Origin of the sequence: Streptomyces sp. NPDC047028, assembly GCF_040644095.1 — a bacterium.
GTDB lineage: Bacteria > Actinomycetota > Actinomycetes > Streptomycetales > Streptomycetaceae > Streptomyces.
On the sequence record NZ_JBEYVS010000013.1, the window covers coordinates 138,064 to 161,893 of the forward strand.

Sequence of the window (23,830 nt, forward strand, 5' to 3'; positions counted from 1 at the left end):
GGACGTCCGGCCGGCGGGCCGGGATGACGGCGGGGGACGGGGGGTCGCTGTGCTTCGACCGGGGCCGGCGGTCACACGACATCCGCGTCACCACGAGAGTCCGCATGAGCTGCCTGGGGGCGAGATGGGGGATTCCGCACAGACGCCGCTTCCCGTCAAAGGCCCGGCCGGGCCGCGCGGCAGACCGCTGTTACCGCTCGCCGTCCTGCTCGTCGTCGGTTTCGTACTCTCCGGGGGGACGGCCACGCTGGTGGGGGTGCTGATCTCCCTGGCGGTGACGCCGGTGCTACGGCCCTGGGTGTGGGGGGTGGCCGGCGCGGCGACCGCCGCTGTCGCGGGCCTGCTGCTCGACCGCGGTGTTACGGCCGCGGCCCGCCGCTTCCCCCAGCTGGCGGCTCGGCGGTTCCGGGGGCCGGTGTAGGAGCGGGCGGCCTGCGCCGGTGGTCCTTGAGCCACCTGCGGACGCGCACACCGGCCCAGCAGAGGGCGCTGCCGCCGGTGAGCCAGCCCACGCTCCACTTCACGGTGCCGAGCGACGGCGCGGCTCCCGGCGCGATCCGCTGGGCCACGGCATGGATGGTGAGGGCGCAGACCCACAGGACGACACAGGCGGCCACACCCGTGCAGACCAGGTAGGTGAAGGCCTTGAGGAACCTCTTCAGGGCGAGGTCCGAGCCGAAGACGACGCGCGTGAAGTAGAGCGCCAGGTCGACGAGGGTGGGCTGCCGGTCCGGGAGGACGTCGCGCGGCGAGGGGATGTCCTGCCCCTCCGCGCCGACGGCGGCGCCGGAGATGATCACGGTCGGCCGGATCGGCTCCAGCGCGGTCCCCGGGCCGGGGGAAACGTCACCCCCGCCGGCTATCTCCGGAGCGCCGGCAGCGGCAGGCCCGGCCAGGCCGTCCGGCCCGGCCACCGCCGCAGGCTCGGCCACCGCCGTCGGCCCGGCCACCGCCGTCGGCCCGGCCACCGCCGGCTCAGCGGTCGGCTCGGCCCCTGCCGGTACCGCTGCCACCGTCGCCTCCGCGGCCATCGCCGGCTCCGTCGACCTGGTCGGCTCGGCCCGCTCGGCCCGCTCCGACGGGGTGTGCGGCACAGGGGTGCCCGGGCGGCCAGGGTCACCTGCCTGCCTTCGGCGTATGCGGTTGAAGACACCCGCCACGGGCCCTCTCCGATCTCTGCCCGACTGTCTCCAGTGCGGTGGGACGTGCTAGGACGGGTACTGCGCCAGCACCTCGTCGATGAACGCGATCGCCTCGTCGCCCGACAGGGACTGCCTGCGGGACTCCGCGAACCGCGTCAGGTACTCGTCGACCGCGTGCTGGTCGTCACGCGTGGTCAGCGCGCCGCTCGAGCTCTCCGCGAACAGCACGTCGTCGCCGTCGCTGAACGTCAGCGCGATCGAGCCGTTGCGCAGCACCGGGTGCGCGCCCAGCGAGAAGGGCACCACACCCAGGTCCACGTGCGCGATCCCGGCGACGGACTTCAGCCGCTCCAACTGCCCCCGCATCGTGGCCGGTCCGCCGACCCAGCGGCGCAGCGCCGCCTCGTCGACCAGGAACGACAGCCGGGGCTCGGACGCCTCCCGCAGCAGCCGCCGCTGCCGTTCGGCCCGCAGCCGCACGATCGCGTCGGTCTCCTCGGCCGGCTGCCGGCCGTCCCCGCCTCCGTTCCCGTCTCCGAGCAGGGCGCGGGTGTACTCCTCGGTCTGGAGCAGACCCGGGACGAGCGTCGGGTCGTAGGCGAACAGTTCGTGGGCCGCGCTCTCCAGGCCCAGGTACGTGGCGAAGTGCGGGGGCACCACGTCCCGGTAGGCGCTGTACCAGGGCGGCCGCCTGCTGTCCCGGGTGGCCTGCTCCAGGTCCTGGCGGGCCGCCTCGTCCCGTACGGCGTACAGATCGAGGAGGGCGCGCAGGTCGGTGACGGACACGCCGACCGAGCCGCCCTCGATGCGGATGACCTTCGACGGTGACCAGGCCAGGTGCTCGGCCACTTCGGGCTGGCTGATGCCCGCCTTGTTGCGATAGTTGCGCAGGGCGAGACGTACCCTGCGCCGTTCCAGAGCCGGATCTTTCGCTGTCATCTCCTCGCGTTCCTGATTCTTCCGAGGGTGACCGGGCACTGCCGCCGACGCGTCTGCCAGGTGGCAACCTGCCAGGAGGACATCGGCTTACTGGCGGCGGTGGCGGAGTGCGCCCAGCCTACCTCCGGCGCGCGGAAAGCGGGGAACACACCCCCGGCGTACTGTTTCTGACGGTGTGTCCACTGGGGCGGGCGAGGCCCAGGGGAGCAGAAGGAGCCGCAGTTCAGGGCGGGCGAGGGTGCCGGAGAAGCACGGCGGTGTGCCCGATGGAACGTTTTCGGTCGTTCTCGGCGACCGAATCAGCCCTTGAAGCGGTCCCAGAGTTTGGGATAGAGGTCGGCGAGGACCGATTCCTTCTCGAAGTCGACCGGGGTGCCCTGGGGCTCGGCGGGGGCCGGGGCGATGCCCAGGTCGGTGGCGACCGTGCCGGTCAACTGCTCGTACGCCTCGTCCGCCGCGTACCCCAGCTCCTCGCCGTCACCGTCGATCTCCTCGTCGAAGTCGTCGAGCAGGTCCGCCAGCGCGTCCGGCTCGTGCAGGGCGCCCTCGAAGACCTCCCGGCCCTGTCCGATCAGCCAGCACCGGAAGTAGTCGAACGCGTCGTCGCTCGCCCCGTCCAGCAGCACCCAGGCGGCGCCCCACAGGTCCCAGCGGTACGCGCGGTTGTAGCGGGCCTCGAAGTGACGGGCGAAGTCCAGCACCAGCTCCGGCTCCAGCTCCAGCAGCCGGGACACGAGCACGTCGGCCTGCTCCTCGGGGTCGCCCTCGGCGGCCTCCCGGGTGGAGTCGATCAGCTCCCAGAACTCCGTCTCGTCCATCACCGCTCCAGCATCGGGCCTCAGCCGGTGGGGCGCACGCGGAGTGAGCCACTTGTTATGAGCGGTGCGGGCCCGGGAATCCGGGGGCGGTGTCCGCCCCACGACATGCCGGAGCGGCGGGGAGAGGGGTGCGCCCCCTCTCCCCGCCGCTGCCGGTGGTACGTCGGCCGGGACTACAGGCCGTACTCCTCGCGGGCTTCCTTCACCGCCGTCGCCTTGACCTCGCCGCGCCGGGCCAGCTGGGCCAGGGCCGCGACGACGATCGACTCGGCGTCGACGCCGAAGTGGCGGCGGGCCGCCTCACGGGTGTCGGAGAGGCCGAAGCCGTCCGCGCCCAGCGAGGACCAGTCCTGCTCCACCCACTGCGCGATCTGGTCCGGGACCTGGCGCATGTAGTCGGACACCGCGAGCACCGGGCCCTCGGCACCCTGCAGCGCCCGGCGGACGTACGGCGTCCGCTCCTCGCCGCGCAGCAGCGCCGCGTCGGCGTCCAGGGCGTCCCGGCGCAGCTCGCCCCAGGAGGTCGCGGACCACACGTCGGCGGCCACACCCCACTCCTCGGCGAGCAGCCGCTGCGCCTTGAGCGCCCAGTGGATCGCCGTGCCCGAGCCCAGCAGCTGGATGCGCGGGGCGCCCGCCGGGACGGTCATACCCGCCGACTCCGCCGTGTTGAAGCGGTACAGGCCCTTGACGATGCCCTCGTCCACGCCGGCGACGGCCGGCTTGGCCGGCTGCGGCATCGGCTCGTTGTAGACGGTGAGGTAGTAGAAGACGTTCTGGTCCTCGCCCGGCTTCGCCTCGCCGTACATCCGGCGCAGGCCCTCCCGCACGATCACCGCGATCTCGTAGGCGAACGCGGGGTCGTACGACAGCGCCGCCGGGTTGGTCGCGGCGATCACCGGGGAGTGGCCGTCGGCGTGCTGCAGGCCCTCGCCCGTCAGCGTCGTACGGCCCGCCGTCGCGCCGACGAGGAAGCCGCGGCCGAGCTGGTCGCCGAGCTGCCACATCTGGTCGGCGGTGCGCTGCCAGCCGAACATCGAGTAGAAGATGTAGAACGGGATCATCGCCTCGCCGTGCGTCGCGTACGACGACGACGCCGCGATGAAGTCGGCCATGGAGCCGGCCTCGGTGATCCCCTCGTTGAGGATCTGGCCGTTCTTGGCCTCCTTGTAGTACATCAGCTGGTCGCGGTCGACCGGCTCGTACGTCTGGCCCTTGGGGGAGTAGATCCCGAGGGACGGGAAGAGCGACTCCATGCCGAAGGTGCGCGCCTCGTCGGGGACGATCGGCACCCAGCGCTTGCCGGTCTCCTTGTCGCGGACCAGGTCCTTGACCAGGCGGACGAAGGCCATCGTGGTCGCCACGCTCTGCGAGCCGGAGCCCTTGTCGAACGCGCCGAACGCCTTCTCGGCCGGGGCCGGCAGCGGCGCGACCGGGTGGAGGCGGCGGGCCGGGGCCGGGCCGCCGAGGGCCGCGCGGCGCTCCTGGAGGTAGCGCACCTCGGGGGATCCGGCGCCGGGGTGACCGTAGGGCACCACGCCGTCGGTGAAGTCGCTGTCCTTGATCGGCAGCTCCAGCAGGTCGCGCATCGCCTTGAACTCGTCCACCGAGAGCTTCTTCATCTGGTGGTTGGCGTTCTTCGACGCGAAGCCCTCGCCGAGGGTGTGGCCCTTGACCGTCTGGGCCAGGATCACGGTCGGCGCGCCCTTGAACTCGACGGCGGCCTTGTAGGCGGCGTAGACCTTGCGGGCCTCGTGACCGCCGCGGGAGAGGTGGAAGACCTCGAGGATCTTGTCGTCGCTCAGCAGCTTCGCCATCTCCACGAGCGCCGGGTCGGCGCCGAAGAAGTCCTGGCGGATGTAGGCGGCGTCGCGGGTCTGGTACGTCTGCACCTGCGCGTCCGGTACCTCGCGCAGCCGCCGTACCAGCGCGCCCGTGGTGTCGAGCCGGAACAGCTCGTCCCAGGCGGAGCCCCAGAGCGTCTTGACGACGTTCCAGCCGGCGCCGCGGAACTGGGCTTCCAGCTCCTGCACGATCTTGAAGTTGGCGCGGACCGGGCCGTCCAGGCGCTGCAGGTTGCAGTTGATGACGAAGGTGAGGTTGTCCAGCTCCTCACGCGCGGCCAGCGCGAGCGCCGCCGTCGACTCCGGCTCGTCCATCTCGCCGTCACCGAGGAACGCCCACACGTGCGAGGCGGAGACGTCCTTGATGCCGCGGTTGGTCAGGTAGCGGTTGAAGCGCGCCTGGTAGATCGCGGAGAGCGGGCCGAGACCCATCGACACCGTCGGGAACTCCCACAGCCAGGGCAGGCGCCGCGGGTGCGGGTACGACGGCAGGCCGTCGCCGCCGGCCTCCTGGCGGAAGTTGTCCAGCTGCGCCTCGGTGAGGCGGCCGTCCAGGAAGGCGCGGGCGTAGATGCCGGGGGAGGCGTGGCCCTGGATGTACAGCTGGTCGCCGGAGCCGTCGCCCTCCTTGCCGCGGAAGAAGTGGTTGAAGCCGGTCTCGTACAGCCAGGCCGCGGAGGCGAAGGTGGCGATGTGGCCGCCGACGCCGTGCTTCGCGCCGCGGGTCACCATCGCCGCCGCGTTCCACCGGTTCCACGCGGTGATCCGGGTCTCCATGGCCTCGTCACCGGGTACGGCGGGCTCGGCGGCGGTCGGGATGGTGTTGACGTAGTCCGTCTCGAGGAGCTTCGGCAGCGCGACGCCGCCCCGCTCGGCACGCTCCAGCGTGCGCCGCATCAGGTACGCGGCGCGGTGCGGCCCCGCTTCCCGCGCGACGGCGTCGAGGGAGGCCTGCCATTCGGCGGTCTCCTCCGGGTCACGGTCCGGGAGCTGGTCGAGCGCGCTCGGCTGGATGGCGTTGGGGTCGGTCATGTCGCCGCCTTCCTCAGTCGAAGGGGGTTCCCTCATCGGTAAGGGTTCGGGTGTGCCCTTGGTCTTTGGCAGGACAGGGCTAGGACCCCGGTTGGAGGTCCGTCGGCGACTGTAACTCCCTGATCGATGATCGATCAAAGGGTTGAGGCCCAAAACCTCTCGATCACGAGAAAGTCGGCACGGGGTGCCTCCGGCGGTGGCACCGGGTGACCTTGAAGTTGGGGTGTTTTGCCAGGTGAGCGGAGGTTGGCTCGGGTGTGCTCATAGGGGTGCGGGCACGCGCCCCTATGGGGGCGCGGGGAACTGCGCAAAGGGGAGTCTGGGGGCTCGCCCCCAGGGACGGGACGGGAAGGGGCGGCGGGGGCGAGAAACTCAGGCGCGGGGCGCGCAGCCCAGGACGTGCGCCTTGACGAGCGCCGAGATGTCCGGATCACGCCGCTTGAACGCCTGCACCAACTCCTCGTGCTCCTCGGCATACGACTGCTGCACCGTCCCCAGCCACCGTATCGACAGCGCCGTGAACACCTCGATCCCCAGCCCCTCCCACGTGTGCAGCAGCACCGAGTTGTCCGCGGCCCGCACCAGCTCCCGGTGGAACCCGACGGTGTGCCGGACCTGCGCCGTCCCGTCGGCGTCGCGGTCGGCCTCGTACAGGGCCAGCACGTGCGGTTCCAGGGCCGAGCAGTCCACGGCGAGCCGGGCGGCCGCCAGCTCCGCCGCGATGGCCTCCAGGCCGGCCCGGACGGGGTAGCTCTCCTCCAGGTCGGCCGCGCTCAGGTTGCGCACGCGGACGCCCTTGTTCGGCGCGGACTCGATCAGCCGCAGGGACTCCAGCTCGCGCAGGGCCTCCCGGACGGGGGTCTGGCTGACCTGCAGTTCCGTGGCGATCCGCCGCTCGACGATGCGCTCGCCCGGCTGCCAGCGCCCGCTGACGATCCCCTCCACGATGTGCTCGCGGATCTGTTCGCGCAGCGAGTGGACGACGGGCGCGGTCATGAGGGCTCCTCCCGGGGGCTGACGTTTAGACAATACGGCCGTGCGGCGCGTTGGGCGGGGTGGTGGGGGTGCTTTCACGCAGGTGAGATCAGTTGCACACGGGGTTTGGGGCGCGTGGGGACTCGGGAGGTTCCGTCGTGGGGCGGCTGCGGGTGCGTCGTGGCTTGTCGCGCAGTTCCCCGCGCCCCTCAGGGCGTTGTGGTTGCCCGGGCTGAAACGGCGACGCCCCGTCCGGATGGCTCCGGACGGGGCGTCGTAGCACCTGATCAGGAAATCAGAGACCGAGCTCGACCTCGAACTCGCCTGCTTCCAGGATCGCCTTGACCGCCGTCAGGTAACGGGCCGCGTCGGCGCCGTCGACCAGGCGGTGGTCGTAGGAGAGGGTCAGGTAGGTCATGTCGCGGACGCCGATGACCGTGCCCTCCTCGGTCTCGATGACCGCCGGGCGCTTGACCGTGGCACCGATGCCGAGGATCGCGACCTGGCCCGGCGGCACGATGATCGTGTCGAACAGTGCGCCGCGCGAACCGGTGTTGGAGATGGTGAAGGTCGCGCCGGACAGCTCGTCCGGGGTGATCTTGTTGCCGCGGACCTTGCCGGCCAGCTCCGCCGTGGCCTTGGCGATGCCGGCGATGTTGAGGTCGCCCGCACGCTTGATGACCGGGGTCATCAGGCCCTTCTCGGAGTCCACCGCGATTCCGACGTTCTCGGACTCGAAGTAGGTGATCGTGCCCTCGGCCTCGTTGATCTTGGCGTTGATGACCGGGTGGGCCTTCAGCGCCTGGGCCGCGGCCTTCACGAAGAACGGCATCGGGGAGAGCTTGACGCCCTCGCGCGCGGCGAAGGAGTCCTTGGCCTGGGCGCGCAGCCGCATCAGGCGGGTGACGTCGACCTCGACGACCGACGACAGCTGCGCCTGCTCGTGCAGCGCCTTGACCATGTTGTCGCCGATGACCTTGCGGATGCGCGGCATCTTGACGGTCTGGCCGCGCAGCGGAGAGGCCTCCAGGCTGGGGGCCTTCTTCGCGGCGGGCGCGGCGGCGGCCGTGGCCGGCGTGGCGGCCTTCGCGGCCTCGGCGGCGGCGATGACGTCCTGCTTGCGGATACGGCCGCCGACGCCGGTGCCCTTGACGGTGGACAGGTCGACGCCGTTCTCGGCGGCGAGCTTGCGCACCAGCGGGGTGACGTAGGCGCCCTCGTCCGTGGCCTGGGCGGCGGGCGCGGCGGGGGCGGCCGGGGCCGGGGCCGGGGTGACCGGAGCCGGGGCGGGCGCCGGAGCCGCGGGCTGGGCCGGAGCCGGAGCGGCGGCGGGCGCGGCCGGGGCGGCGGCGGCCGGAGCCGGGGCAGCCGGGGCGGGCTGGGCCGGAGCCGCGGGGGCGGCCGGGGCCTCGGCGGCGGGCGCCGGGGCCGGAGCGGCGGCCGGGGCGGCACCGGCGGCACCGATGACGGCGAGCTTGGCGCCGACCTCGGCGGTCTCGTCCTCGCCGACCACGATCTCCAGCAGCGTGCCCGAGGTGGGCGCCGGGATCTCGGTGTCGACCTTGTCCGTGGAGACCTCGAGCAGCGGCTCGTCGGCCTCGACGGAGTCGCCCACCGACTTCAGCCAGCGGGTGACGGTGCCCTCGGTGACGGACTCGCCGAGCGCGGGCAGGACCACGTCCGTGCCCTCGGCGGAGCCGGCGCCGGCGGCGGCCTCGGCGGTGGGAGCCGGGGCCGGGGCGGCCTGCTCGGCGGAGGGGGCGGCCTGGGCGGCCGGAGCGGGCTCGGCGGCCGGGGCCTCGGCGGCGGCCGGGGCGGGCGCGGCCGCGGGGGCGCCGGAACCGTCGTCGATCAGGGCCAGCTCGGCGCCGACCTCGACCGTCTCGTCCTCGGCGACCTTGATGGAGGCCAGCACACCGGCGGCGGGCGAGGGGATCTCGGTGTCGACCTTGTCGGTCGACACCTCGAGCAGCGGCTCGTCGGCCTCGACGCGCTCACCCTCGGCCTTCAGCCAGCGGGTCACTGTGCCCTCGGTGACGCTCTCACCGAGCGCCGGAAGGGTTACGGAAACCGCCATGGTTTCGGTTGCTCCTAACGAATTGCGGAAAGTCTGTGTCGTCGCGCCCGATGGACCGAGGGCGTCAGTCGTGGGCGTGCAGCGGCTTCCCGGCCAGAGCCAGGTGAGCCTCGCCGAGCGCCTCGTTCTGCGTCGGGTGGGCGTGGATGAGCTGGGCCACCTCGGACGGCAGCGCCTCCCAGTTGTAGACCAGCTGGGCCTCGCCGACCTGCTCACCCATGCGGTCGCCGACCATGTGGACGCCGACCACGGCACCGTCCTTGACCTGGACGAGCTTGATCTCGCCCGCGGTCTTGAGGATCTTGCTCTTTCCGTTGCCCGCCAGGTTGTACTTCAGAGCGACGACCTTGTCCGCGCCGTAGATCTCCTTGGCCTTGGCCTCGGAGATGCCGACGGAGGCGACCTCCGGGTGGCAGTACGTCACCCGCGGGACACCGTCGTAGTCGATCGGAACCGTCTTCAGACCGGCCAGACGCTCCGCCACCAGGATGCCCTCGGCGAAGCCGACGTGCGCGAGCTGGAGCGTGGGGACCAGGTCGCCGACGGCCGAGATCGTCGGCACGTTGGTCCGCATGTACTCGTCGACGAGGACGTAGCCGCGGTCCATGGCGACCCCGGCCTCCTCGTAGCCCAGGCCCTGCGAGACCGGGCCGCGGCCGATGGCGACGAGCAGGACCTCGGCCTCGAACTCCTTGCCGTCCGCCAGGGTGACCTTCACGCCGTCCTGGGTGTACTCCGCCTTCTGGAAGAAGGTGCCCAGGTTGAACTTGATGCCCCGCTTGCGGAACGCGCGCTCCAGCAGCTTGGAGCTGTTCTCGTCCTCGACCGGGACCAGGTGCTTCAGGCCCTCGACGATCGTGACGTCGGCGCCGAAGGACTTCCACGCCGAGGCGAACTCGACGCCGATGACGCCGCCGCCCAGGATGATCGCGGACTTCGGCACGCGGTCCAGGACGAGGGCGTGGTCCGAGGAGATGATCCGGTTGCCGTCGATGTCCAGGCCCGGCAGCGACTTCGGTACGGAACCGGTGGCGAGGAGCACATGGCGCCCCTGGATCCGCTGGCCGTTCACGTCGACGGAGGTGGGGGAGGACAGCCGGCCCTCACCCTCGATGTACGTCACCTTGCGGGACGCGATGAGACCCTGCAGACCCTTGTACAGGCCGGAGATCACCTCGTCCTTGTACTTGTGGACGCCCGCGACGTCGATGCCCTCGAAGGTGGCCTTCACGCCGAACTGCTCGCTCTCGCGGGCCTGGTCGGCGATCTCGCCCGCGTGCAGCAGGGCCTTGGTGGGGATGCAACCCCGGTGCAGGCAGGTGCCGCCGACCTTGTCCTTCTCGATCAGGGCGACGTCCAGGCCCAGCTGCGCCCCGCGCAGGGCCGCGGCGTAACCACCGCTACCACCGCCGAGGATCACTAGGTCGAAAACGGTGCTGGCGTCGTTCGCCACGTCACGTCCTCCATGCATGTGCGCCTCACGCCGGTCTCCTGTGACCGGCGGGCGGCTGGTGTCCGGCCGCTTGATGCTTCGGCCCTTTGGTGGGGGCCCTGTCCTGCCGGGCTCCATCTTTGCACTTGTTCGACCCGTACGAGACGCGGGGCTGGAGTGTGAGACACCCCACGTAGCGACCAGCGCCGCGAAGGACAGCGCCCCCGAAGGGGCGCGGGGGACTGCGCGACCAGCCCCCACGCCCCCGTGGCCGCCGGACTACGGACAGCACAGGTCTCTCAGGCGGCTAGCCGAGCTCGCCTTCGGCGGTCAGCTCGGCGAGCCGCACCAGCGTGCGCACGGCGGAGCCGGTGCCGCCCTTGGGCGTGTACCCGAAGGGACCGCCCTCGTTGAAGGCGGGACCCGCGATGTCCAGGTGCGCCCAGGTGATGCCCTCGCCCACGAACTCGCGGAGGAAGAGCCCGGCGAACAGGCCGCCGCCCATCCGCTCGCCCATGTTCGAGAGGTCGGCCACCTGGGACTCCCCGGCCTTGCGCAGGTGCTCCGGGAGCGGCATCTGCCACGCCGGCTCGCCGACCTCTTCCGCGGCCTCGTGCACCGCCGCGCGGAACGCCTCGTCGTTGCCCATGATCCCGAACGTCCGCGTGCCCAGCGCCAGCACCATCGCGCCGGTCAGCGTGGCCACGTCCACGATCGCGTCCGGGTTCTCCTGCGAGGCCGCCCACAGCGCGTCGGCCAGCACCAGTCGGCCCTCGGCGTCGGTGTTGAGCACCTCCACCGTCTTGCCGCTGTACATGCGCAGCACGTCACCGGGGCGCACGGCGGAGCCCGACGGCATGTTCTCGGCCAGCGCCAGCCAGCCGGTGACGTTGACCTCCAGGCCGAGCCGGGCGGCGGAGACGACCGCGGCGAACACGGCGGCGGCGCCGGCCATGTCGCACTTCATCGTCTCGTTGTGACCGGCCGGCTTCAGGGAGATGCCGCCCGAGTCGTAGGTGATGCCCTTGCCGACGAGCGCCAGGTGCTTGTCGGCCTTCGGGTGCTTGTACGACAGCTTGACCAGGCGCGGGGTGGCCGCGGAGCCGCCGCCGACACCCATGATGCCGCCGTAGCCGCCCTTGACCAGGGCCTTGTCGTCGAGCACCTGGACCTTGAAGCCGTGCTCCTTGGCCGCGGCCTGCGTGATCGCGGCGAACGCCTCGGGGGTGAGGTCGTTGGGCGGCATGTTGATCAGGTCGCGGGAGCGGTTCAGCTCCTCGGAGACGGTGACCGCGCGGGCCAGGGCGCCCTTGTGGGCCGCGTCCCGCGGCTTGCCGCCCAGCAGCGCGGCCTCGCCGAGGGGGGCCTTGCCGTTCTTCGCCCTGCCGTTCTTCGCGCCGTTCTCCCGCTGCGCGTCGTAGGAGTACGCGCCCAGCAGCACGCCCTCGCCGATCGCGCCGATGGCACCGGGGCCGTCGACCGGCAGCGCGAACGCGGCCTTCTTCGACCCGGTGAGGACCCGCGCGGCCACGCCGGCCGCCCTGCGCAGGGCCTCCGGGTCGTAGGCGTCGTCCTTCCCGGGCTCGTCACCCAGGCCCACCGCCACCACGAGCGGGGCCTTGAAGCCGGCCGGGGAGGGGAGTTTCGTCAGTTCGCCCTCGGCACCCGAGGCGCCGAGGGTCTCCAGAACGCCGGCCAGCTTGCCGTCGTACGCCGCGTCCACGGCCTCGGCGCCGGGCGCGACGACGAGTCCCGCGGACCTGGATGCAGTGCCCTTGGCGACACCGATCACGATCGCGTCGGCCCGCAGGCCGGCCGCCGCGGCGGTGCTGAGAGTCAGAGCAGTCACGGTGGTGAATTCTCGCTTCCGATGTGAAGTTGCTGTGGCCGAATGGGGGTGGGTCGACCGGGCCCGAGAGCCGACCCTAGGTCCAGGCCATGGGGTGGGTGGCAACCGGGGCCTTCACCCTGCCGGCGAACACCCGCCCCGAGCCTACGCGCGTACGCCCCCGCACTCGTCCCTCCGGGTACCAACCCCGAGGTCCCCCGGAAGGTCCCGGTCTCATGATCCCGGCCGCCGACAGCGCGCCCCCAAAGGGGCGCGGGGCTGGGCTTGATGTGCGGCTCCGCCGCGTGGGCGCGATCAACCACGACGCACCCGCAGACGCACTCGACAGCCCCCCGACCTCGCCGGCGTCCGCGCCTCACCCCAGCGCCAGCACCACCAGCGCCGCGGTCGCCGCCGTCTCCGCGAGACCTCCGAACACATCCCCGGTCACCCCGCCGAACCGTCGCGTGCAATGCCGCAGCAACAGCTCGGCCGAGGCGAGCGCGATGATCACCGCGACAGCGGTCCGCACCGCCGTGTAGCCGCCGAACAGCGCGCCCCCCGCCGCGGCCGCCGCCGCGACCACCACGGCCGCCACGGTCCAGGCCCACCTCCTCGGCACCACCCCGGCGACCGCCGCGCCCAGTCCCTCCGGGCGCGCGGCCGGTATCCCGGTGCGGGCCGCCAGGGTCAGCGCGAGCCGGGCCGCCGTCGCCGAGACTAGGGCGGCCAGCGCACCCCGCGCCCACGAGTCGTCGTACCCCCGGGCCAGCGCGGCGACCTGACCGAGCAGCACGAAGACCAGGGTGAGGACACCGAACGGCCCGATGTCCGACTGCTTCATGATCCGCAGCGCGTCCTCGGCCGGTTTGCCGCTGCCCAGCCCGTCCGCCGTGTCCGCGAGCCCGTCCAGGTGCAGACCCCGGGTGAGGGCGGCCGGCACGGCGGCGGTGGCGACCGCGGCCAGCCAGGGGCCCGCGCCCAGCAGGAGCAGCAGCAGTCCGAGCCCGGCCGCGCAGCCCCCGACGACCAGCCCGACCAGCGGGGCGTTCAGCATGCCGCCGCGCGCGGCCTCCCGGTCCCAGCGGTGCACCCGGACGGGCAGCGCGGTGAGCGTGCCGAAGGCGAAGCGGGGGCCGTCGAACGACGCGGTCACGGGGGTCTCGGTCACCGGCGCAGGGTACCGGCCGGTTGACGGAGCCCCACCGTCCGGCTGCGACTAAAGTTCGCATATGGGGCATTGGTGGGTACGGAACATCATCGAGCCGGGCAAGCTCCCGCTGCTGCTCGCCCTCGCCGCCTTCGTCCTCACCTTCTTCGTCACCCGCCTCATCACCCGGCTGATCCGGGCCGGCAAGGGGCCGTTCGGCAACGTCAAGGCGGGCGGGCTGCACATTCACCACGTCGTCCCCGGCATCCTCCTCACCATCATCGGCGGTTTCGGCGCGGTCGCCAGCGACCGGCACGGGGCCGGCGGGGCCGTCGCCGCCGTCGTGTTCGGCATGGGCGCCGGCCTGGTCCTGGACGAGTTCGCCCTGATCCTGCACCTCGACGACGTCTACTGGACCGAGGACGGCCGCAAGAGCGTCGAGGTCGTCGTCCTCACCGCTGCCCTCGTCGGCCTCCTGCTCGCCGGCTTCTCGCCGTTCGGCGTCAACGACCTCAGCCAGCAGGAACTCACCGACCGGGGCTCCGCCATCTTCAGCGTCGCCCTGAACTTCCTGTTCTCGCTGATCGCCCTGAGCAAGGGCAAGACACGCATCGCGGTGGTCGGCGTCATCGTGCCGCTCGTCGCGATCGTCGGCGCGATCCGCCTGGCCCGGCCCGGATCGGCCTGGGCCCGCCGGTGCTACGGCCGCCGCCCCCGCGCCCGCGCCAAGGCAGCCCTGCGCGCCTACCGCCACGACCGCCGCTGGTCCGGGCCCAGCCGCGCCGTTCAGGACTGGATCGGCGGCAAGCCCGACCCGCGCCCGGCCCGCCTCCCCGACCGCCGGTGACGCCGCCGCCACGACCGGATCCCGTACCGGCGCCGGATCCCGTACCAGGGGCGCGCCGCGGTCACCAGGCAGAGCAGCCCTACGGCGATGAGCGCGGCCAGGTGCTCCTTGCCCGCCAGGTTCTCCTTGACCAGCACCTCGACCACCATCGCCAGGGCCACCGCGCTCGCCGTGACGTAGGCGCCGTAGCGCCAGCACACGAACACCGCGAGCCCCACCACGGCCGCCGACGGGCCGGTGTCCACGACCTGCGCGTCCGAAGCGGGCAGCCCGAACGGGGCGTGCGGGCCGAGGGCGATGCCCACGCGCGCGTACAGCGTCCCGGCGAGCGTCGCGACGTACGCGATGCCCATCGTCCGCCACCAGCCCAGGCACACCTCGGCGATGCCGAACACCAGCAGGATCTGCGCCAGCGCGCCCCACACCGGCAGGTCCAGCGCCGGAACGAACAGCGACAGGGGTGTGCGCAACAGGGCCTGCCACAGCGGGTCCTGCGCCCGTACGGCACCCACGTCCTGCACGAGACGAAAACCCCACGGCTGGTTCTGCACGTACTGCAGGAGCGCCGTCAGGCACACCGCGCCGACCGTCATCGGGACCGCCCGCAGCCGCCGCTTCAGCAGCGGCTCGCGCACGCTGACGTACAGCAGCCCCCACTCGGCACGGGCCCAGCGGGCGAGCGGGCCGACGTGCGTCCCCATCAAACGGTCCTCATCCGGTGATCACCCGGTATTCCCTCATCGATGCGTGTCCAAGTGCCGCCGATGCACCCACTTCGGCAGCCCCGGCGCCGCTGGGCCTGCCGCCGGATTCCCTCCCCCAGCCTCCGGCCGGGAGGTGCCCCCAGCCCCGCGGCGTCTGGCACGCACGCTCGCGGCGTTGCCGAAACGCCCACGTGGCTCCGCCACGAAGGCACTCCGGCGCCTTGCGATCGCACGCACCAGACGCCGCGGGGCCCGCCCTCCGGGCGGACGGCGGGAATCCGGCGACAGGCCCCCCAGGAACCCTTCGGCCCGCGCCGACGCGAGGCCGATGCGCAGCAGGTCCGCGCTCTTCTCGAAGAGCAGGAACCGGGGTTCCCAGATGGGCCGGTACTTGGCGTTGGCGCGGTACAGCGACTCGATCTGCCACCACCGGGAGAAGAAGCTGAGCAGCGACCGCCACAGCCTCAGCACCGGGCCGGCACCGAGGCGCGCACCGCGTTCGAAGACCGATCGGAACATGGCGAAGTTGAGTGACACCTGAGTGATCCCGATCTCCCCGGCCCGCCGCAGGAGTTCGATGACCATGAACTCCATCAGCCCGTTGTCGGAGTCCCGGTCCCGCCGCATCAGGTCCAGGGACAGCCCGTGCGGCCCCCACGGCACGAACGAGAGCAGCGCGCGCAGCCGGCCCTCGGCGTCCGTGCACTCCAGCATCACGCACCGGCCGTCCTCGGGGTCCCCGAGCCGGCCGAGCGCCATGCTGAACCCGCGTTCGGTGGCCCCGTCCCGCCAGTCGTCCGCGCGCTCGATCAGATACGCCGTCTCGTCCGCCGGGATGTCCTCGTGGCGCCGGATCCGCACCTGGTAGCCGGCCCGCCGCACCCGGTTGTAGGCCTGCCGGACCGTGCGCATCGCCCGCCCCTCCAGGGTGAACTCGGCGACCTCAACGAGCGCCTCGTCACCGAGTTCCAGAGCGTCCAGGCCGTGCCGCGCGTAGACCGTCCCGGCCTCCTCGCCGGCCCCCATCACCGCCGGGATCCAGCCGTGCGCCCGTGCCTGGGCCAGCCACGGCGCGATCGCCCCGGGCCACGCCTCCGGGTCGCCCAGCGGGTCGCCGGAGGCGAGGCTGACCCCGCCGACGACGCGGTAGGCGACGGCCGCCTTCCCGGTCGGCGACCACACCACGCTCTTCTCGCGGCGCAGCGAGAAGTACCCGAGCGAGTCCCGCTCCCCGTGCCGCTCCAGCAGCTCGCGCAGCCGCTTCTCGTCGTCCTCGGTGAGCGGGTCGACGGCACGGCGGGAGCGGAACGCGGCGTAGAGGACGGCGAGGACGAGGGCCGTGCTGAGGACGTTGATCGTCACGTTGGCCCAGTTCGGCGGGTCGATGCCGGGGAAGCGGGACTCCTCGGCGGCCACCGACACCAGCCGCAGCGTGCCGTAGTGCCAGCGCTCCGGGAACGTCGAACGGGCCGCGTCCGCCGCCTGGTTGGTCGCCGTCACCAGCAGGCCGGCCAGCAGCGAGCAGAGCAGCCCGCCGCCGAGGGCGACGGTCGCCGCGAGCCGGGGGTTGGAGCGGTCGCCCTTGGCGTAGAACTCCTTCCGGCCGGCGACCAGCGCGGCCACGAAGCCCGCCGTCAGCGCCAGGGAGATCCAGTTCTGTGTGTACTGGCGGATCTCCGGGAACGCCATGGCGAACGCGAACAGCGCGAGGAACAGCCCGCTCAGCACGAGGTTCAGGATCCACGCGGCCCGCTTGCGGCGGCGCATGGTGATCGCCAGGAACGCGGTGAACACACCGGAGGCGAAGCCCGCGGTCAGCAGGTAGGGGGTGAAGAAGTTCTCCTGGTTGTGCCGGCGCACGTCCTGGCCGAGCGACACCCACACCGCGCTCAGGAAGTTGACGAACGCGACGGCACGCAAGTACCAGACGGCGAGGGCGGCGGCCCGACGAGAGGCCCCACCCCCACCGGCCCGCTCCGGCTCGCCCCGCTGTTCCACCGCAATTCGGGCATCTCCCATAGGGGAGGATCATATGGGTGCCGTACCGGCGAACGGCTCTTTTCAGACCCGCGTAGCCCGCGTCACTCCGCTTCCGCCGCCTTCTCGCCTTCCGGTGCCGTGTCGCCTTCCGGTGCCGTGTCGACTTCTGGCCGCTCCGGCAGCTCCGCGGCCAGTGCCGCCGCACTGCGCACCAGCGGCAGGGCCAGCAGCGCGCCCACGCCCTCGCCGACCCGCACACCCTGGGCCAGCAGCGGCTCCAGGGCCATCCGGTCCAGCGCCTTCGCCTGCCCGGGCTCCCCGCTGTCGTGCCCCGCCAGCCACCAGTCCGGCGCCCGGAAGGCGGCCCGCTGCCCGACCAGCGCGCACGCGGCCGCCACCACCCCGTCGAGGATCACCGGGAGCTTCCGCACCGCGCACTGCAGCAGGAACCCGGTCATCGCCGCCAGGTCCGCCCCGCCGACCGTCGCCAGCAACTGCAACTGGTCCCCGAGGACCGGCCGGGCCCGCCGCAGCGCGTCCCGGATCGCCGCGCACTTGCGCATCCAGACCAGGTCGTCGATCGCGAGCCCGCCCCGCCCGGTCACCACCGAGGCGTCGGTCCCGCACAGGGCCGCGACCAGCACCGACGCCGCCGTCGTCCCGCCCACGCTGACATCGCCGAGAACCACGAGATCCGTCCCCGAGTCGGCCTCCTCGTCGGCGACGGCCATACCGGCCCGGAACGCCGCGTCGGCCTCGTCCGCCGTCAGCGCGTCCTCGACGTCGATACGGCCGCTGCCGCGGCGCACCCGGTGCCGTACGACGTCCGCGGGGAACGCGTCCGGGTCGCAGTCCACGGCCATGTCGACGACGCGCACGGGAACATCCAGGCGCCGGGCCAGCACCGCCACCGGGCTGCCGCCCTCCAGCACCGCCCGCACCAGCTCCGCGGCACCGCCCGCGGGACGGGCGGAGACGCCCAGCTCGGCGATGCCGTGGTCGCCGGCGAAGAGCACCACGCGCGGCCGTTCCAACGGCCGTACCGGCACGGCGCCCTGCGCCGCGGACAGCCACTCGCCCAGTTCGTCGAGCCGGCCGAGGGCCCCGGGCGGCACGATCCGGCGCTCCCGGCGGGCCTCGGCGTCACGGCGTACGGCACCGTCGGGGCGCTCGATGAGATCGGAGAAGTCGTCGAGATCAATCCTGCTCATTCGCCGAACAGTACCGGCAGCGAACGAACGCTTTCCGCGTCCCGTCGCCACCACGCCGTCCCGACGTCGTTGCACCCGGGAGGGGTATCCCATACGTTCCGGTTTGCAGCAGAATGTCGTACAGGGAGCCGTCCATGCCACCCTCGCCACCCATCACGGACACCGCGTCGCGCTCCGCCACCGACCTGTTCCACGAGCCGCGCCGCGAGGACTGCCCCTGGTGCGGCGCGCGCACCCTGCGCACCCGGCTGCGCACCACCGACCCGACGGGACACCTGCCGGGCACGTTCACCGTGGACGAGTGCCGGGGCTGCGGGCACGTCTTCCAGAACCCGCGGCTCGTCACGGAGGGGCTCGCCCTGCCCCACGGCGACTTCTACGCGGGCCACCTGGAGGACTTCGCGGCCCGCGTGCTGTCCGCCCGCGCGGTACGGCGCCGGCACCGGGCCACCGCCCACAAGCTGTCGGAGCTGCCCGAGCCGGAGAGCTGGCTCGACGTGGGCACCGGGTACGGCCACTTCCCCGAGGCGGCGAGGGAGTTCTTCGTCTACACCTCCTTCGACGGGCTCGATCCGTCGCCGCGCGTCCTGGAGGCCCGCGCGGCCGGGCGGGTGGAGGAGGCGCACGTGGGGCGGCTGGCCGGGCCGGGCATGACGACGCGGTTGCGGGGCCGCTACGACGTGGTGAGCATGTTCCACCACCTCCAGCACATGCCGGACCCGCGCGCGGAACTGCGTGCGGCGCTGGCCGTGCTGCGGCCCGGGGGGCATCTCGTCGTCGAAGTGCCGGATCCCCGCAGCGGGTTCGCCGCGCTGCTCGGCCGACGGTGGCTGCCTTACGGGCAGCCGCGCCACCTCCATCTGCTGCCGGTGGCCAACCTGTGCGCGGAGTTGGAGTGCCTGGGGTGCAGGGTCCTGGTCGTCGACCGGGCCGCTCCCCACGTCCCCTACGACCTCTCGGCGGCCGTCAGCCTCGCCGTGGCCGGCGCGCCCCTCGCCGTTCGGGCGGCGGCGGCCCCCTTCGCCACGGCAGCCTCCGTCCTCGACCGCGCGGTCTCCCCCCTGGCCCGCCACACCCCCCTCTCCAACGCGTACCGGGTAGTGGCCCGCAAGAACCCCCGATAATTCGCAACCTGCTGGCGCGCCGTGGCTCGTCGCGCGGTTTCCCGCGCCCCTGAGGGGGCGCTGCCCAGCGGCGCCGTGTTCGGCCGCGGGCACGTCGTGGCCGATCGCGCAGTCCTCCGCGCCCCTTCGGGGCGCGTCCCCACGCGCGGGCGCGCCGCCCCCCCCCAGCTGCGGGGCATGCGTGCCTCCCCCAGTGCCTTAAGGGCCTGGGGGACCCCCAGGGCGGCACGGGTGGGCGCAGCGGCACCCTGCCGGTGCCGGTGAGCGGACCCAGCCCCGGCCGGCCGCAGCGGAGCGTGCTGCTCAGCCCCGCAGGACCATCGCCTGGCCGGCGATCACCAGGAGGACCTGCTCGCACTCGGCGGCGAACGCCGTGTTCAGGCGCCCCAGTTCGTCGCGGTAGCGCCGTCCGGAGGCCGTCGCCGGGACGATCCCGGACCCGACCTCGTTGGACACGGCCACCACCGTCCGCCGAGCGGACCGCACCGCCGCCGCCAGCTCGGCCACCCGCTCGCGCAGCGCCTTCTCGCCGCCGCCCGCCCACTCCGCGTCGTCCCACGCCCCCACCGCGTCCATCGCGTCCGTCAGCCACAGTGACAGGCAGTCGATCAGCACCGGCGGCCCCTCCTCGGCCAGCAGCGGCACCAGGTCCGTCGTCTCCGCCGTACGCCACGACCCCGGTCGCCGCTCCCGGTGCGCGGCCACCCGCACCGCCCACTCGCCGTCCCCGCTCCGCGTGCCACCGGTCGCCACGTACAGCACATCGGGGAAGGACTCCAGCCGCCGCTCGGCCTCCACCGACTTGCCCGAACGCGCCCCGCCCAGCACCAGGGTCCGGCGCGGAACGTCCGGTACGTTCTCGTACGCGCCCACCACCAGCGTCGTACCGTCGGGCACCGCACGCGCCCCCGCCGCCGCGAGCCGCCGCACCGACTCACCGCCGGACGGCACGTCGTGGTCGAGGTGGACGGCGACGACGTCCGTGGTCGGCCCGACCGAGCCCACCGCCCGCAGCCGGGCCAGCGCGTCCGGCCGCCCCACCACGTTCGCCAGGACCATCTGGTACGTCTCCGCCCGCGACTCCTCGAGTCCAGCGGGCGCGCCGCCCGGCGGCAGGTACAGCAGCCGCTGCCCGTCCGGCCCGGTCACCGCGTACCCGGTGCCGCCCGCGTCCATCGCCACCGCCCGCACCCGATGCCCCGTCAGCAGCGCCAACTCCCGGCCGTCCGGGACCCGGCCGGGCTGCGGCAGCCCGGCCGGCACCTCCACCGCCGGGCCGTCGTGCGGGTGCGACAGCAGCACCTGCCGTACCCCGCCCAGCGAGTGCCCGGCGCGGGCGGCCGCGAACGCCACGCCCGGGGTCAGGTCGAGCAGCAGCGCCCCGTCCACGAGGACGGCGGTGGCCGCCCGCGCGGCCGGCCCGAGCGCGGTCGCGCAGACGGCGCAGGGACAGTCGGGGCGGGGCAGTCCCGCGGGGGCACCAGTGCCGAGCAGAGTCAGTTCCACGCCCCGATTTTCACCCGTCCTCGCAGGTCTTGCGCATCCGGCTAGGCTGGTCGGCAGTTGGATCAAAGGAGGCCCAGATGGCGGCATGGACGTGGCGGTTCGAGAAGGCCGACGGGACGGAGGTCCAGCCCGCGGTGCAGCCCGAGGAGTTCACCACGCAGGGGGACGCCGAGTCCTGGATCGGTGAGCACTGGAAGGAACTGCGGGACGGCGGCGCGGACCAGGTGCGGCTCTTCGAGGAGACCAGCGAGATCTACGGCCCGATGAGCCTGCACGCCGAAGACGCCTCGTAACACGTCCGGGCCGGGTGAGCGGTGAGCGGGCAGCACTGCTCACCCGGCGTCAGGTGTCACCGCTCACCCGGCCTCATGCCTCACTGCTCACCCAGTGTCACCTCGGCCGTCGTCGTGCGGCCGTCGCGCAGGAACGTCACCTTCGTGTGCTGGCCGGGCCGGTCCGACGCGAGGGCCTCGGAGAGGGACGTGATGGTGGTGATCGTCTGGTCACCCAGCTTGGTGATGATGTCACCGGCCCGCAGCCCCGCCTTGTCGGCCGCCCCGCCCCGCTCGACGGTGACCACCGCGACGCCGGCCGGCTGGTAGTCGCTGTCGACGACCGTCCGCGCCGTGATGTCGAGCGCGGCCCGCCCCGAGTCGACGACCTTGCCCTTCTGGATGATCTGGTCGGCGACCGTCTTCACCATCGACGCCGGGATCGCGAACCCGATGCCCGGCGCCGCGCTGCCGCCCAGCTGGGGGTCGGTCGCCGCGAGCGTCGGGATACCGATGACCTGCCCGTCCAGATTGACCAGGGCGCCACCGCTGTTACCCGGGTTGATGGCCGCCGACGTCTGCACCATGTTCGCGATGGTGGCGCCCGTTCCGCCGCCGCTGCTGCCCTCGCTGACGGTCCGTCCGGTTGCCGAGACGATGCCCTGCGTCACGCTGGACGACAGCCCGAGCGGCGAACCCATCGCCAGCACGATCTGCCCGACCGCGACCTTCTCGGTGTTCCCGAAGGACGCCGCCTTCACCCCGTCCGGCACCTTGTCCAGCTTGATCACCGCGAGGTCCTGCTCCGGGTAGGAGTACACCAGGGACGCGGTGAGCGCGGTCTCGCTGTTCGCCGTGGTCACCTTGAACGTCTTCTCCGAGCCGACCACGTGCGCGTTGGTGACGATGTGCCCCTTGTCGTCGTACACCACGCCGGAGCCGAGGTCCTGGCTCGCCTGGATCTGCACGACCGACGGCAGGACCTCCTTGATCACCTTCTCGTACTGGCTCTGCAGGTCGCTCGCGTCCATCGGCGCGGCCGCCGCCCGGGTGGCCGTGACGTCGTCGCGCGACGCGGGCGCGGGCCCGGACCGCGAGCAGCCGGAGAGGAGGGCCAGGGCACACACGAGCGCGGTGACGCAGGCGGCCCTCCGAAGAGCACGGGCGGGGGAAGCGTCCATGTCCCGAGTCTCACCTCGGGCCGGTCCGACGGCTCCCCGGCTTCACCCGAACGAGGCCCGCCGAGGGCCGGGGTCAGCCACGCACCCCGCACAGGTGCAGCAGCGCCGCCACCCCGCGGTACGGGTCGGTGCGGCCGGCCTTCTCCTCGGCCGCGAGCAGCGCCCGCAGCTCCTGCTCCCCGGGGACCTCGGCGCCGTCCGCCGCCGTGTCCGTGAAGACCCGCACGCCGTACCAGGCGTGCAGCGGCGCGTTGATCCCGGCGAGCGTCGCGGTGAGCGTGGCCAGCCGGTCGGCGCGGACGTCCAGACCGAGCCGGTTCCGGTACGCGGTCGTGTCGAACGCGGCCAGCGCGCCCGCCCAGTCGCCGGACAGCCCCGGCCGCATGGCCAGCGCGTCCCCGTTTCGGACCAGCAGGGACAGCAGACCGCCCGGCGCCAGCATGCGGGCCAGCCCGGCCACCATCGCGTCGGGCTCCTCGACGTACATCAGGACGCCGTGGCACAGCACCACGTCGAAGGCGCCCGGCAGGAAGTGCACGCCGGTGTCCCGCCCGTCGCCCTGCACCAGCCGGACCCGCTCGCGGATGCCCACCGGCTCCCCGGCCAGGGCCTCGCGGGCCGCCTCGATCATCGTCGGGTCCTGCTCGACCCCCGTCACCTGGTGCCCGAGCCGGGCCAGCCGCAGCGCCTGCGTGCCCTGACCCATGCCCACGTCGAGCACCCGCAGCCGCTGTCCGACCGGGAACCGCGCGGCCAGCTGCTCGTCGAGCTGCCGGGCCACCAGCTCCTGCCGTACGACATCGCGCAGACCGCCCAGCTTGCTCAGCCAGGAAGCGGCCGCGCCCCCGTAGAACGCCTCTGTGCTCAGGGCCGCTCTCCGCGCTTGACCTGCGGCTTCGGCAGCCGGAGCCGGCGCATCTGGAGGGAGCGCATCAGGGCGTAGGCGACCGCGCCCCGCCGGTTCGCGTCCGGGAACCGCTCCGCCAGCCGCTTCTTCAGCCGGAAGCCGCTGACCGCCGCGTCCAGCACGATCAGCACGATCACGATCAGCCACAGCAGCAGCGCGATGCTCTGGATCGCCGGGACCCGCACCACGCTCAGCACCAGGATGACCACGGCCAGCGGCAGGAAGAACTCCGCCACGTTGAACCGGGAGTCGACCCAGGCACGGGCGAACCTGCGGACCGGGCCCTTGTCCCGGGCGGGCAGATACCGCTCGTCGCCGCCGGCGAGCGCCTTGCGCTGCCGGTCCATCGCCTGGCGGCGATCCTCCCGCTGACGCTTCGCGGCGTCCTTGCGGTTCGTCGGAGTGCTGGCGACGCTGCGGCGCTGGGACTGGGCCTCATTGCGCTTGGGGGTCGGCCGGCCCTTCGGGGCCTGGGGGTCACGGGTCTGCTTGGAGTCGGTCAGCCCCGCCTTGGCGGCGGGGGCCTTCTCTTCCTTGGCGCGGCTACGGAACACAAAGACCAAGGGTAAGGGGTGCACCGGCATGGACCACAGCCCGCCGGGGAACGATCCGGCAACGCCGGACGTCTGTACAGGGACAGAGGGTGCGTCGCGGACGGTTCACCCGCACGCCGACGGGGGATCACCTACTCCCTGCGCCGGAGCGGAACGGTCCGCAGTCGTCCTTGGGGATGAGCGCATCCGTCCCCGAACAGTGCGGTAATGGAGTCAGGGCCCGTACTGTGGGTTCTGTCGCAGGATCTGTGAGCTGGAGTCCGTCAGAAGGGGGCGCGCGAAGCCCATGAGCGGTGTCATGAAGCGT

At 72.9% G+C, this 23,830-nt stretch carries 19 protein-coding genes and 1 pseudogene; 4 read left to right on the forward strand and 16 right to left on the reverse strand.

The features are described from left to right. Nucleotides 1–124 precede the first annotated feature (124 nt). A complete protein-coding gene (locus ABZ854_RS14620; RefSeq protein WP_361209539.1) occupies nt 125–421 on the forward strand; it encodes a hypothetical protein in 297 nt (98 codons plus the stop codon). Here the strand turns inward: ABZ854_RS14620 and ABZ854_RS14625 are convergent. From ABZ854_RS14625 to ABZ854_RS14665, 9 genes are all read right to left on the reverse strand, one after another. Next, on the reverse strand, nt 360–1,031 hold the full coding sequence (locus tag ABZ854_RS14625; RefSeq protein ID WP_361209542.1) for a hypothetical protein: 672 nt from the start codon (nt 1,029–1,031) through the stop codon (nt 360–362). The genes ABZ854_RS14620 and ABZ854_RS14625 overlap by 62 nt on opposite strands. Nucleotides 1,032–1,208: 177 nt before the next feature. Next, a complete protein-coding gene (locus tag ABZ854_RS14630; protein WP_361209545.1) occupies nt 1,209–2,081 on the reverse strand; it encodes a helix-turn-helix transcriptional regulator in 873 nt (290 codons plus the stop codon). A 299-nt stretch (nt 2,082–2,380) separates the two neighbouring features. After that, complete coding sequence (locus tag ABZ854_RS14635; protein WP_361209547.1) at nt 2,381–2,899, reverse strand: DUF4240 domain-containing protein; 519 nt, start codon at nt 2,897–2,899, stop codon at nt 2,381–2,383. A 173-nt stretch (nt 2,900–3,072) separates the two neighbouring features. Next, on the reverse strand, nt 3,073–5,775 hold the full coding sequence (aceE, locus tag ABZ854_RS14640; protein WP_361209550.1) for a pyruvate dehydrogenase (acetyl-transferring), homodimeric type: 2,703 nt from the start codon (nt 5,773–5,775) through the stop codon (nt 3,073–3,075). 372 nt (nt 5,776–6,147) lie between these two features. Then, nucleotides 6,148–6,771 carry a GntR family transcriptional regulator gene (locus tag ABZ854_RS14645; protein ID WP_129309532.1) on the reverse strand — a complete coding sequence of 208 codons (624 nt, stop codon included), beginning with the start codon at nt 6,769–6,771 and terminating at the stop codon, nt 6,148–6,150. Nucleotides 6,772–7,045: 274 nt separating this feature from the next. Next, nucleotides 7,046–8,827, reverse strand: a complete 1,782-nt coding sequence (sucB, locus tag ABZ854_RS14650) for a 2-oxoglutarate dehydrogenase, E2 component, dihydrolipoamide succinyltransferase (protein ID WP_361209554.1) — start codon at nt 8,825–8,827, stop codon at nt 7,046–7,048. A 64-nt stretch (nt 8,828–8,891) separates the two neighbouring features. Further along, nucleotides 8,892–10,280, reverse strand: a complete 1,389-nt coding sequence (gene lpdA / locus ABZ854_RS14655; protein ID WP_361209557.1) for a dihydrolipoyl dehydrogenase — start codon at nt 10,278–10,280, stop codon at nt 8,892–8,894. 286 nt (nt 10,281–10,566) lie between these two features. Then, nucleotides 10,567–12,108 carry a leucyl aminopeptidase gene (locus tag ABZ854_RS14660; protein WP_361209560.1) on the reverse strand — a complete coding sequence of 514 codons (1,542 nt, stop codon included), beginning with the start codon at nt 12,106–12,108 and terminating at the stop codon, nt 10,567–10,569. Nucleotides 12,109–12,463: 355 nt separating this feature from the next. Further along, nucleotides 12,464–13,258 (reverse strand): adenosylcobinamide-GDP ribazoletransferase, encoded by a 795-nt coding sequence (locus ABZ854_RS14665; protein ID WP_361209563.1) that lies wholly within the window; start codon nt 13,256–13,258, stop codon nt 12,464–12,466. Between the two features lie 61 nt (nt 13,259–13,319). On the opposite strand from ABZ854_RS14665, the gene ABZ854_RS14670 reads away from it, so the two are divergent. Next, entirely contained in the window at nt 13,320–14,084 is a 765-nt protein-coding gene (locus ABZ854_RS14670; RefSeq protein WP_361209566.1) for a hypothetical protein, read from the forward strand. Here the strand turns inward: ABZ854_RS14670 and ABZ854_RS14675 are convergent. From ABZ854_RS14675 to cobT, 3 genes and pseudogenes are all read right to left on the reverse strand, one after another. After that, nucleotides 14,024–14,785: a hypothetical protein gene (locus ABZ854_RS14675; RefSeq protein ID WP_361209569.1), complete on the reverse strand. Its 762-nt coding sequence runs from the start codon at nt 14,783–14,785 to the stop codon at nt 14,024–14,026. The genes ABZ854_RS14670 and ABZ854_RS14675 overlap by 61 nt on opposite strands. Before the next feature lie 297 nt (nt 14,786–15,082). Next, nucleotides 15,083–16,807, reverse strand: a pseudogene (locus tag ABZ854_RS14680) (phosphatidylglycerol lysyltransferase domain-containing protein); the annotation flags it as partial. Nucleotides 16,808–16,869: 62 nt separating this feature from the next. Further along, nucleotides 16,870–17,979: a nicotinate-nucleotide--dimethylbenzimidazole phosphoribosyltransferase gene (gene cobT, locus ABZ854_RS14685; protein WP_361209572.1), complete on the reverse strand. Its 1,110-nt coding sequence runs from the start codon at nt 17,977–17,979 to the stop codon at nt 16,870–16,872. Between the two features lie 134 nt (nt 17,980–18,113). Between cobT and ABZ854_RS14690 the strand changes: the two genes are divergently transcribed. Further along, nucleotides 18,114–19,103, forward strand: a complete 990-nt coding sequence (locus ABZ854_RS14690; protein WP_361209575.1) for a class I SAM-dependent methyltransferase — start codon at nt 18,114–18,116, stop codon at nt 19,101–19,103. Nucleotides 19,104–19,406: 303 nt separating this feature from the next. Here the strand turns inward: ABZ854_RS14690 and ABZ854_RS14695 are convergent, their stop codons facing one another. Continuing rightward, the gene (locus ABZ854_RS14695; RefSeq protein ID WP_361209578.1) at nt 19,407–20,609 is read right to left on the reverse strand and encodes a bifunctional adenosylcobinamide kinase/adenosylcobinamide-phosphate guanylyltransferase; all 1,203 of its coding nucleotides are present in this window, start codon (nt 20,607–20,609) and stop codon (nt 19,407–19,409) included. A 77-nt stretch (nt 20,610–20,686) separates the two neighbouring features. On the opposite strand from ABZ854_RS14695, the gene ABZ854_RS14700 reads away from it, so the two are divergent. After that, complete coding sequence (locus ABZ854_RS14700; RefSeq protein WP_361209581.1) at nt 20,687–20,902, forward strand: hypothetical protein; 216 nt, start codon at nt 20,687–20,689, stop codon at nt 20,900–20,902. Nucleotides 20,903–20,982: 80 nt separating this feature from the next. Here the strand turns inward: ABZ854_RS14700 and ABZ854_RS14705 are convergent, their stop codons facing one another. The 3 genes from ABZ854_RS14705 to ABZ854_RS14715 form a co-directional block, all read right to left on the reverse strand. Next, complete coding sequence (locus tag ABZ854_RS14705; protein ID WP_361209584.1) at nt 20,983–22,062, reverse strand: trypsin-like peptidase domain-containing protein; 1,080 nt, start codon at nt 22,060–22,062, stop codon at nt 20,983–20,985. 73 nt (nt 22,063–22,135) lie between these two features. Then, nucleotides 22,136–22,843 carry a class I SAM-dependent methyltransferase gene (locus tag ABZ854_RS14710; protein WP_361209587.1) on the reverse strand — a complete coding sequence of 236 codons (708 nt, stop codon included), beginning with the start codon at nt 22,841–22,843 and terminating at the stop codon, nt 22,136–22,138. Nucleotides 22,844–22,926: 83 nt separating this feature from the next. Continuing rightward, a complete protein-coding gene (locus ABZ854_RS14715) occupies nt 22,927–23,553 on the reverse strand; it encodes a DUF3043 domain-containing protein (RefSeq protein ID WP_361209590.1) in 627 nt (208 codons plus the stop codon). Nucleotides 23,554–23,830: the final 277 nt, after the last annotated feature.